At 70.1% G+C, this 10,564-nt stretch carries 11 protein-coding genes; 10 read left to right on the forward strand and 1 reads right to left on the reverse strand.

The window, feature by feature from the left end:
* Positions 1-91: 91 nt before the first annotated feature.
* The 8 genes from ACFV9G_RS07290 to tsaD all read left to right on the forward strand — a co-directional run bounded on the left by ACFV9G_RS07290 (position 92) and on the right by tsaD (position 7,926).
* Positions 92-1,456: an NAD(P)H-hydrate epimerase gene (locus ACFV9G_RS07290; protein WP_378726278.1), complete on the forward strand. Its 1,365-nt coding sequence runs from the start codon at positions 92-94 to the stop codon at positions 1,454-1,456.
* Positions 1,457-1,484: 28 nt separating this feature from the next.
* Positions 1,485-2,672 (forward strand): alanine racemase, encoded by a 1,188-nt coding sequence (gene alr / locus ACFV9G_RS07295; RefSeq protein ID WP_378726280.1) that lies wholly within the window; start codon positions 1,485-1,487, stop codon positions 2,670-2,672.
* On the forward strand, positions 2,669-3,766 hold the full coding sequence (locus ACFV9G_RS07300; RefSeq protein ID WP_378726282.1) for an alpha/beta fold hydrolase: 1,098 nt from the start codon (positions 2,669-2,671) through the stop codon (positions 3,764-3,766). Before alr ends, ACFV9G_RS07300 begins: the two co-directional genes overlap by 4 nt.
* The gene (tsaE, locus tag ACFV9G_RS07305) at positions 3,763-4,707 is read left to right on the forward strand and encodes a tRNA (adenosine(37)-N6)-threonylcarbamoyltransferase complex ATPase subunit type 1 TsaE (RefSeq protein ID WP_378726284.1); all 945 of its coding nucleotides are present in this window, start codon (positions 3,763-3,765) and stop codon (positions 4,705-4,707) included. The genes ACFV9G_RS07300 and tsaE overlap by 4 nt, the downstream gene beginning before the upstream one ends.
* Positions 4,708-4,717: 10 nt before the next feature.
* Positions 4,718-5,368: a tRNA (adenosine(37)-N6)-threonylcarbamoyltransferase complex dimerization subunit type 1 TsaB gene (tsaB, locus tag ACFV9G_RS07310; RefSeq protein WP_378726286.1), complete on the forward strand. Its 651-nt coding sequence runs from the start codon at positions 4,718-4,720 to the stop codon at positions 5,366-5,368.
* The gene (locus ACFV9G_RS07315) at positions 5,365-5,832 is read left to right on the forward strand and encodes a GNAT family N-acetyltransferase (protein ID WP_378726288.1); all 468 of its coding nucleotides are present in this window, start codon (positions 5,365-5,367) and stop codon (positions 5,830-5,832) included. The genes tsaB and ACFV9G_RS07315 overlap by 4 nt, the downstream gene beginning before the upstream one ends.
* 47 nt (positions 5,833-5,879) lie before the next feature.
* Positions 5,880-6,434 carry a hypothetical protein gene (locus ACFV9G_RS07320; protein WP_378726290.1) on the forward strand — a complete coding sequence of 185 codons (555 nt, stop codon included), beginning with the start codon at positions 5,880-5,882 and terminating at the stop codon, positions 6,432-6,434.
* Positions 6,435-6,864: 430 nt separating this feature from the next.
* A complete protein-coding gene (tsaD, locus tag ACFV9G_RS07325) occupies positions 6,865-7,926 on the forward strand; it encodes a tRNA (adenosine(37)-N6)-threonylcarbamoyltransferase complex transferase subunit TsaD (RefSeq protein ID WP_378726292.1) in 1,062 nt (353 codons plus the stop codon).
* Between the two features lie 25 nt (positions 7,927-7,951).
* Here tsaD and ACFV9G_RS07330 read toward each other — a convergent pair whose 3' ends face one another.
* Positions 7,952-9,121 (reverse strand): SAM-dependent methyltransferase, encoded by a 1,170-nt coding sequence (locus ACFV9G_RS07330; protein ID WP_378726294.1) that lies wholly within the window; start codon positions 9,119-9,121, stop codon positions 7,952-7,954.
* Positions 9,122-9,270: 149 nt separating this feature from the next.
* Between ACFV9G_RS07330 and ACFV9G_RS07335 the strand changes: the two genes are divergently transcribed.
* Complete coding sequence (locus ACFV9G_RS07335; protein ID WP_378726296.1) at positions 9,271-10,002, forward strand: hypothetical protein; 732 nt, start codon at positions 9,271-9,273, stop codon at positions 10,000-10,002.
* Positions 10,003-10,190: 188 nt separating this feature from the next.
* Positions 10,191-10,484, forward strand: coding sequence for a co-chaperone GroES (groES, locus tag ACFV9G_RS07340; protein WP_008362423.1), 294 nt, complete (start codon positions 10,191-10,193; stop codon positions 10,482-10,484).
* Positions 10,485-10,564: the final 80 nt, after the last annotated feature.

Raw genomic sequence — 10,564 nt, forward strand, 5'->3', positions numbered from 1 at the left:
GGCCCGTCCCCGCCGAAACGATGACGCGTAGGCTTGGGCCATGCGGCGTGCGCACTCGGTTGAGCAGGTCAGAGCGGCAGAGAAGGCCTTGATGGCGAGCCTGCCAGAAGGTGCCCTGATGCAGCGTGCGGCGGCCGGGCTGGCCTACGCGGTCATCGACCTCCTGGGCGGGGCCTACGGCCGACGGGTCGTGCTTCTGGTCGGGAGCGGCGACAACGGTGGCGACACGTTGTACGCCGGGGCGCTGCTCGCGCGTCGTGGCGCGCAGGTCGAGGCGTGGTTGCTGTCGGACCGTGCGCACAGCGGTGGGCTGGCGGCGCTGCGGGCCGCCGGAGGCAGAGTTGTGAAGCCCAGCGTGGCCTATAGGCCACTCTCAGGTTCACAACCCGCGGTGGTCGTCGACGGGATCGTCGGGATCGGGGGAAAGCCTGGGCTGCGGCCGGAGGCCGAGGAGGCGCTGGCGATGCTGGCCGGGGTTCCGGTGGTCTCCGTGGACACTCCGAGCGGGGTCTGTGTCGACACCGGCGAGATCGACGGCGCCCACGTGAGCGCCGACCTGACGGTCACCTTCGGCACCTACAAGCCGTGCCATCTGCTCGATCCGGCGGCCTCGGCCTGCGGCAAGGTCCAGCTGGTCGACATCGGCCTCGACCTGCCGGCCCCGGCCGTCGAGAGCCTCGAGGCCGCCGACGTGGCCGCGCTGGTGCCGCGACCGGCTCCGGACGGGCACAAGTACACCCGCGGGGTCGTCGGGCTCAGAGTCGGCAGCGCCACCTATCCCGGTGCCGCGCTGCTGGCCGTCTCCGGCGCCAACACCGGACTGGCCGGGATGGTCCGCTACGTCGGCACCGCCTCGGAATGGGTCAAGCGGCACAATCCGGAGGTCGTCGGCGACGGCCAGGCACAGGCCTGGGTGGTCGGCTCCGGCAGCGCTGACGGCGCCAACAGCGCGCTCGCGTTCGCCCGGGCGAGCGGCGTACCTCTGGTCATCGACGCCGACAGCCTGCGCGCGTTGAACGGGCCGCTCGGGCTGCCCGCGATCCTGACTCCGCACGCCGGCGAGCTCGCGGCACTGATCCGAGAGGATCGCGGCGATATCGAGGCTCGTCCGCTGCACTATGCACGGCTCGCCGCCAAGCGGTTCGATGCGGTGGTGCTGCTCAAGGGGCGGCGCACCACGATCGCCTCACCTGACCCCGACACGCCGGTACGGGTCAACACCACGGGCACCTCCTGGCTGGCCACCGCCGGCTCGGGAGACGTGCTCGGTGGACTGATCGGGTCGCTGCTCGCGGCGGGGCTCGCGCCCATCGACGCCGCCTCTGCCGGGGCTTGGCTGCACGGGACCGCAGCCACTCTCGCGAGCGCGGGAGGGCCGGTGACCGCGAGTGGCGTGGCCGCGGCGATACCCGCCGTTATCCGATCCCTTCCTGCTGTCTCCCCCCTGCGCAATTGAGCACTGCGCGGCAACTATCCTTGACACCATGTCACCGAGCCCAGCGCCTCGGGCTCCGTTTCGGAGAGCCGAGATCGTCATCGACCTCGCCGCGATCCGACACAACGTCTCGCGGCTGCGGGAGCACCTGCGCACGCCGATCATGACGGTGGTCAAGGCCGACGGCTACGGGCACGGCCTGGTCGAGGCCGGGCGGGCCGCCCGCGAAGGCGGCGCGGACTGGCTCGGCGTCGCCTCGGCCGACGAAGCGCTCGCGCTGCGCGCGGCCGGCGACGAGGGCCGGCTGCTGGCCTGGCTGATCATGCCCAGCGAGCCCGCCGAGGAGCTCGTCGCCGCGGACATCGACGTCACCGCCTACACGATCGCCGACCTGGAGAAGTTCGCCGCCGCCGGCGACACCCTGGGCCGAACGCCGCGGGTGCAGCTCAAGGTCGACACCGGACTCTCCCGGGGCGGCGCGGCGTTCGCCGACTGGTCGAAGCTGGTCGGGCTGGCGCGCATCCTGGAGGCCGAAGGAGCGATCCGGGTCACCGGCATCTGGTCGCACTTCAGCGCCAGCGAGAACACCGCCGATCCGGCCAGCGCCCTCCAGGAGAAGGTCTTCGGCGAGGCGCTCGCCGTGGCCGAGGAGGCCGGTCTCCGGCCCGAGGTGCGTCACCTCGCCAACTCGGCGGGAGCGCTGCTTCGCCCCAGCGCGCGGCTCGACCTGGTGCGGGTCGGGATCGCGACGTACGGCATCGACCCGGCGCCCGGCGTCGAGGGATCGCCGTGGGCCGAGCTCGGACTCGTCCCGGCGATGACCGTGCGGGCCGAGCTGGCGCTGGTGAAGCCGATCGAGGCCGGTGCGGGTGTCTCCTACAACCACACCTGGGTGGCCGAGGAGCCGACGACGGTGGGGCTGATCCCGGTCGGTTACGCCGAGGGCATCCAGCGTCGTGCCGGGAATCGCGCCGAGGTGTGGATCGAGGGAGCCCGCTACCCGGTGCGCGGCACCATCTGCATGGACCAGATCGTCGTCGATCTCGGGGAGGCTTCGGTCGAACGTGGTGCCGAGGTGGTCCTGTGGGGCACCGGTGCCGATGGCGAGCCGACCGCCCAGGACTGGGCAGAGGCGAGCGAGACCATCGCCTACGAGGTCGTCACCAGAATCGGAGGACGGATGAAGCGCCGTTATGTTGACACAGACGTCGACACCGAGCAGGGAGACGACAGATGAGCAGCATCGCAGCACGGATCGGCCAGATCGCGGCAGGGACTCTGGGAGCGGCGGCGGTCGCTGCCGCGGCCCGCGGCGCGGTGGTGGTCAGGAAGCGCCGCCGCGCGATCGAGGAACGCCCCGAGGACCGGACCCCGCTCGGTACGCTGCGGTCCTGCCCGGTCACCGTGGTGACCTCCGACGGCGTACCTCTTCATGTCGAGGTCGACGAGGTCGACCCGGCTCACACCCATCCCGGCGGGGCGAACGGGGTGACGCTCGTCTTCGTGCACGGCTACTGCCTCAACCTCGACTGCTGGCACTTCCAGCGCGCCGCCTACCGTGGCCTGGTGCGGTCGGTCTTCTACGACCAGCGCAGCCACGGCCGCAGCGGCCGCTCCTCGCTGGGCAACGCCACCATCGACCAGCTCGGTGACGACCTGCTCCGGGTGCTGGACGCGGTCGTGCCGGAGGGTCCGGTGATCCTGGTCGGCCACTCGATGGGCGGGATGACGGTCGCCGCGCTCGCCGAGGACCACCCCGAGCTGTTCGCGCCGTACGACGAGGGGGGCCGCATCATCGGCACCGCCCTGATCTCGACGACCGCTGGTGGTCTCGACCCGAGCCGGCTGCTGATCCCGGTGCTCCCGGCCAAGCTGTCCGGCGGGATCGCCAACAGCACCATGTGGACGCTGGCCAGGGGACACGGGATCGTCGACCGGTTCCGCGCCATGGGGGCCTCGGTGGCGACCGTCTTCACCGACGTGTTCGCCTTCGGGGACGAGGTGCCGGAGACGTACGTCGACTTCGTGGACGGACTGCTCTCGCAGACGCCGTTCGAGGTCGTCGCGGAGTTCTTCCCGAGCTTCCGTGCGCTGGACAAGTTCGAGTCGATCGCCACGCTCGGCCGGGTGCCGACCACGATCATCTGCGGCACCGCCGACCGGCTGACCTCGATCGGCCACAGCCGCAAGCTGCACTCCTACATTCCGGGCTCGCGACTGGTCGAGTGTGAGAAGGCCGGCCACATGGTCATCCTCGAGCGGCACGGTCAGGTCAACGCCGAGCTCGACCAGCTGCTCGCCTCGGCCACCCGGGATGCGGCCTCGGCATGACGCTCGTCTTCGAGCGGGTCGGGCCGGAGGCCGCGACCGAGGTGCTCGGTATCGTCCGGGCCGCCTTCTCCGCCCGGCCGCCGCTGGATCCGCCCGCGGATGCGCTCGGGGAGACCGAGGGGTCGATGAAGGAGCGCCTCTCCGGCTTCGGTGGAGTGGTGGCGCGGTTGGACGGGGTCGCCGTCGGGACCGTCCTCATGGATCCTGCGGAATCGACCCTGTGGCTGCGTCGTTTCGCTGTTCTGCCTGATCAGCAGGGTCATGGGGTCGCGCACAAGATGGTGACGTACGCCGCCGGGGTCGCGCGTGCGGAGGGTTTCGACGATCTCGCGGTGATCGCTCGCGAGGAGCTCCCGGAGACGTTGCGGTTCTGGGTTCGGCAAGGATTTCGCGAGATCTCGCGCGAGTCGCCGGCGGTGCGGCTGCGTCGACCGCTGAACGAGTACGTCGTCGAGGCGCTCGACGCCGACGCGATGACGGAGCTCGGCCGGCGGGTGGCCGCGCTGGTCGCCGCCGGTGACGTACTCGTCCTCTCCGGCGGCCTCGGCGCCGGCAAGACGACGTTCACCAAGGGTCTCGGGGCGGGGCTCGGGGTGCGCGGCGAGATCACCTCGCCGACCTTCGTGATCGCCCGGGTGCATCCCTCCACGGTCGGCGGCCCGGAGCTCGTCCACGTCGACGCCTATCGGCTCGGCGGGATCGAGGAGCTCGACGACCTCGACCTGGACACCGATCTCGACGACGCGGTGACCGTGGTCGAGTGGGGTGAGGGTCTGGCCGAGGGGCTCTCCGAGGCGCGGCTGGAGATCCGGATCGTACGCGCCGAGGCCGACGAGGCTCCGTTGGATCTGGTCGAGGCGCCCGACGGTGCGGATCCTCGGCGGGTGGAGATCCTCCCGGTCGGGGCCCGCTGGCGCGGCGTGGACCTCAGCGCGCTCTAGGGTGTGAGTTGTGCTTCTCGCCTTTGACACCGCCACGCCCCAGGTGACTGTGGCGCTCCACGATGGCGACGACGTCGTCGCCGAGGTCGTCTCCGACCGCACCATGAAGCATGGTGAGCAGCTCGCGCCGCTGATCTCCGACGTCCTCGGGGAGGCCGGGATCGTACGCCAAGATCTCACCGCCATCGCCGTCGGCGCCGGCCCCGGGCCGTTCACCGGCCTGCGGGTCGGGCTGGTCACCGCCCGGACGCTCGGGTTCGCGCTGGAGATCCCGGTCTATGCCGCCTGCACGCTCGACGTGCTGGCGGTGGAGGCCGTTGCCTCGGGGGTCGGTGGCCCGTTCGTCGTGGCGACGGACGCGCGGCGCAAGGAGGTCTACCTGGCCTCCTACGACCCCGACGGCGTACGCCTCGAGGGCCCAGTCGTCGCCCGTCCCGCCGAGGTCGCCACCTCGGGGCCGGTGGTCGGTGAGGGAGCGCTGCTCTATCCCGACGCGTTCCCGACGCCGCTCGGTCCGGTGCGGCCGTCCGCCGGTTGGCTGGCCCGGGCGGTCGCCGGGGAGCAGGTCGAGCTGATGGATCCCGAGCCGCTCTACCTGCGTCGGCCGGATGCGGTGGAGCAGGCTGCCCAGAAGAAGGTCCAGAAGAAGGTGTCCCAGTGACCGTACGCCCGGCCGGCCCGGACGACGTCGACGCGATCGCCGGCCTCGAGCTCGAGGCGTTCCCCGACGACGCCTGGACACCGGAGTACCTGCAGGTGGCGATCGACGGGAAGATGCCGACCGTCCGGATCCTCGTTGCCGTCGATGATGCGGGGACGGTCCTCGGCCATGCGCTGGTGAGTGTCGTCTACGAGATCGCCGAGCTCCAGCGGATCGCGACCGCCGAGGAGCAGCGCCGCCGCGGGATCGGTGGATCGCTCCTCGCCGCGTCGATCGACCTCGCTCGGAGCGAGGGCGCCGAGCGACTTCTCCTCGAGGTGCGTGAGGGCAACGTCGGAGCCATCGATTTCTACCACCAAGCCGGATTCGTCGAGATCGACCGCCGCGAGCGCTACTACCGCGATGGGGCGACGGGGATCGTGCTGGCGATGGAGCTCACCGGCTCGACGGCGGCATCTGGCTGAGGCCGCATCCGGCTGAAATGTCGGTGGTCTGTGGTGCGATCAGTGCCATGGCCTTCAACCGCAGCAGTTTCGAATCGACGACAGCCGGCGTCGCCCTGGCGAGGACGATCGGGCGCGACGGCTTGCGTGCGCCCACCCTCAAGGTGGTCGCCGAGGAGGCGAACATCGGGATGTCGACGCTGCACAAGTGGTTCGCCGGTCGGGAGAACATGCTGCCCCATGCCGCGGCGGGATTCGCCGGCATCTATTGGGAGCAGGTCGCTCAGCGCGTGAACCTGCGGGGATGGGTCGGCTACCTGCCCTCGACCCGGGACGAGATGTTCTTCCTGCGGGCCTGGCTGGGAATCGAGGAACTCGCTCGGACGAACGACGACATCGGCGAGGCTGTCCGACATCTGTGGCACAACGCCAGGTTCTGGCTCCGCAGCTCGATCGGCCGGGAACTCACGGACTTCGAATCGGGCGGGCTGGTGATATTGCTCCGTGGGCTGTGGGACAGCCTCTGCTCCGCCGATCCGATCGAGCCTGATCTCGCGCAAGTGCTCTGGGCCGCCGCTTACTCAGCCCTCCAGGACGATCTGGACATCTCCCAAGCTGCCTGAGAGGCGGCACCTCCGACGGCATGCTTCTCGGATGGGCCATGTAAGTCCCAGGTGAATGAAGATTCGTTCGCGGATCCGGGGTGAATGAAGGTTCGTTCGCAGGTCTGGGGTGAGTGAAGATTCGTTCGCGGGTCTGGGGTGAGTGAAGGTTCGTTCGCGGGTCCAGGTGAATGAAGGTTCGTTCGCGGATCCGGGGTGAATGAAGGTTCGTTCGCGGGTCCAGGTGAATGAAGGTTCGTTCGCGGGTCCGAGGTGAATGAAAGTTCGTTCGTCCGCCGCAGCTAGGGGCGGCCTCCCCGCCCGGGCCGGCGTATGAGGGCCAAGCGTGTCGTCGAGCGATGTCAATGAGCGGTGTCATTGAGCGGTGTTGCCGAGCCCGGTAACCAGGCTGCTCCCGAGCCGCAGATCGCCGTGCAGGCAGAATGGGTTCATGACTTCCGGTGCCCTCGTTGATGAGCCCCTGGTCCTCGGGATCGAAACGTCGTGCGATGAGACGGGGATCGGCGTCGTCCGCGGACATACGCTCCTGGCCGACGCGGTGGCGAGCAGCGTCGAGGAGCATGCCAGGTTCGGTGGGGTCGTGCCGGAGGTCGCGAGCCGGGCGCACCTGGAGGCGATGGTGCCGACGATCGAGCGGGCCTGTGAGGAGTCGGGCATCAAGCTCCACGACGTCGACGCGATCGCCGTCACCTCAGGTCCGGGCCTCGCGGGTGCCCTGCTGGTCGGGGTCGCGGCGGCCAAGGCGTTGGCGCTCGGGCTCGACAAGCCGATCTACGGGGTCAACCATTTGGCGTCGCACGTCGCGGTCGACCAGCTGCAGCACGGTCCGCTTCCCGAGCCGTGCGTCGCCATGCTGGTCTCCGGCGGCCACTCCAGCCTGCTCAGGGTTACCGACATCACCGAGGGCGTTGACCCGATGGGCGCGACCATCGACGACGCCGCGGGCGAGGCCTTCGACAAGGTCGCCCGCCTGCTCGGCCTCGGCTTCCCGGGCGGCCCGGTGATCGACCGGACCGCTACGTCGGGCAGCTCGATCGCGATCGACTTTCCCCGCGGGCTCACCGGCCGTCGCGACCTGGAACGACACCGCTTCGACTTCTCCTTCTCCGGGCTCAAGACCGCGGTCGCCCGCTGGATCGAGGCCAGGGAGCGCAGCGGCGAGCCCGTCCCGGTTGCCGATGTGGCGGCCAGCTTCCAGGAGGCCGTGGTCGACGTCCTGGTGCGAAAGGCCCTCGACGCGGCCTCTTCCGAAGGCATCGAGGACATCATCATCGGCGGCGGGGTCGCGGCCAACAGCCGGCTTCGGGTGCTCGCCGAGGAGCGGGCCACCAAGCTCGGCATCCGGGTCCGAGTCCCGCGCCCGGGCCTGTGCACCGACAACGGCGCGATGGTGGCGGCTCTGGGGGCTGAGATGGTGGCCAGGGGGCGTACGCCCTCGGCGCTGGACCTTCCGGCGGACTCGTCCCAGCCGATCACGACCGTCCTGGTCTGAGCCTCACCGGCCCTCACCGGCTACATCAGAAGGGCCGTACCAACAGACAGGTCCCCTCGCCGGCGACCCTGGTGAGCACGATCGTGCCTTCCTCGGAGCCGGACAGCGCGAGCCGCTTGCGGAGCTGCTCGGGCACGACCTGTACGCCGCGCTTCTTGATGGTCAGCTTCCCGATCCCACGCTCACGCAGCGCTGCCTTGAGCTGCTTGTCCCGGTAGGGGAGCTCCTCGAGCACCTGATACCCGCGGGCGAACGGTGTCTCGAAGGAGGCGGATGAGGCGACGTACGCGATGTGCTCGTCGATCAGATGGCCCTGCACCCCGGCGGCGACGGCGGTGACCAGACCGGCGCGGATGACCGCCCCATCGGGCTCGTAGAGGAACTCGGCGACCGCGCCGACCCCGGCGCCGGGGTCGTCCTCGGAGGTGAGCGTCGCCAGGCCGCGCTCGCCGATCACGGTGGCCCGTCGATCGGTGCTGGCCAGCGAGCCCGACCACAGCGCGGCCTCCTTGACCTCGCCGCGGTCGCTGACCCATTCGGCCTCGACCTTGTCGGGTACGAGGTCGTGCGGGATCCCGGGGGCGACCTTCACGCACGCGTCGCGCGCGAAAAGCGTCTCGACCCACGACCACGGCGGCGACCACCCCTCTGCGGAGAAGACCCGGCCCTTGGCGCCACGACGAGCAGGGTCGGCGTACGCGACATCGAAGGGGGAATGGTCGACACCTGTCGCGTCGGCGACGGTGACAGCACCTGGCAGCCCGAGCGCGTCGAGGTTCGCCTGGGCGACGGCGACCCGCTCCGGATCGCGGTCCACCCCGGCGGCGGTGAGCCCGGCACGCGAGGACGCGATCAGGTCACCGCCGATCCCGCAGCCCAGGTCGATGACGTTTCCCGCGTCGAAGGCCCGCAGCCGCGCCGCCCGGTGGTGGGCGACGGCGAGGCGGGTGGCCTGCTCGAGGCCGTCGGGAGTGAAGTACATCCTCGGTGCCAGGTCTCCGAACTTGGCGACCGCCTTCCGGCGCAGGTCGACCTGGGTCATCGCCGCCGCGACACGCTCGGCCGACTCGTCCTTGCGCAGCGCCGTCTGCACCGCGAGACCAGAGTCCTCACCCGACGCAGTCATCTCCGTGGCCCGCGCCAGCAGCCGTTGCCCGTCATCGGTCAGCAACCAGGCGAAGGCGTCGAGGTCCATGCTCCGATCCTCTCAAGCGGTGTTCGGGACTCGAAGTTCCCATTACCCTCCGGGGTGTCACTGATCTAGGATGCCGTCACGTGTGCCGTCCCTCACGTCGAATCCTGGAGAGCCTCGGGGCACTCGCAGCAGTGATGACACTGCTTTCAATGACACTGCTATCGCTGCTGTTCGCCGCGCCCGCTTCCGCGGATACGGTGACGCCGGTCCGCGACTGTTCGCGGGGCAACGGCTACCACCATCTGGACGGTGAGTACTCGGCCTCGGCGGCGGCGCCCGCCGGCTATCTGATCGCCTCCTACTGCGTGGACAGCGGTGGCCGCCGTGGCGGCTCGGAGGTGCACACCCTGGAGCCGCCGCAGCGCACCACGACCGTCTGGCACAGCGAGGGGCGTCCGCTGAGGGGCTACTCGGTGACGTACGTCAGGGCCTCGGAGTCCGGTCAGCCGGAGCCGGAGCCCGAACCGGAGCCGGGTGAGAGCTCCGGGTCCGAGAATGACCAGGACGACGGGTCGGACGCGCCCTCGGCCACACAGGACGCCGACGAGGAGCAGGGCGCCGATGGCGACGACAGGACGGCCGCGCCGGGCCCTGCCGAGCAGCGCGAGCCGAACGAGCCGAATGAGCGGACGTCGTCGGCAGCTCCCGAACCGAAGCCGAGCCGCAAGCCCTCTGCCGTTGGGCCCGCGACGTCGGAGAGCCCGTCTCAGATGACCGCCCTGAGCGATGGCGAAGAGCTCACGGTCACCTCGCTCGCCGAGAAGAGCGCCGCCGACGACGACGAGACCCTGCGGGATCTCGTGGTCGCCGGCAGCATCATCGTGATCGGCCTTCTCGCAGGTGCCGTCGCGCTCCTGGTGAGGCTCCCCGGCCAGCGATAGAGCCAGCCTTGCTGGCACTCATTGCTACCGAGTGCTAACGTCTGCACTGGCACTCTCCCCCTGAGTGTGCCAGCGCTTGCGAGCCGGGTGCGACCCCCGCGACGGCGTACGTGGCAGATCGCAAGCACAGACGTAGCAACACCCACCGAAGTCTGACTCCGTAGAAAAGAAATGGGGAGGTCGACACAGTGTCGGTCAACATCAAGCCTCTTGAGGACCGGATCGTCGTCAAGGCCGTCGAGGCCGAGCAGACCACCGCCTCCGGTCTGGTCATCCCGGACACCGCCAAGGAGAAGCCCCAGGAGGGCGAGGTCCTGGCGCTCGGCCCGGGTCGTATCGACGACAAGGGCAACCGCGTCCCGCTCGACGTCGCCGTGGGCGACAAGGTCATCTACAGCAAGTACGGCGGCACCGAGGTGAAGTACGCCGGCGAGGAGTACCTCATCCTCTCCGCCCGCGACATCCTCGCGGTCATCGCCTGACGTCATCCGTCTCGCACATCTGACGCGGCCGGGCCAGCCGGCCCGGCCCCCGACCGGGCTGAAAAGGGGTATGTGAAATG

The sequence above is a fragment of the Nocardioides sp. NPDC059952 genome (assembly GCF_042730435.1).
Taxonomy (GTDB): Bacteria; Actinomycetota; Actinomycetes; order Propionibacteriales; family Nocardioidaceae; genus Nocardioides.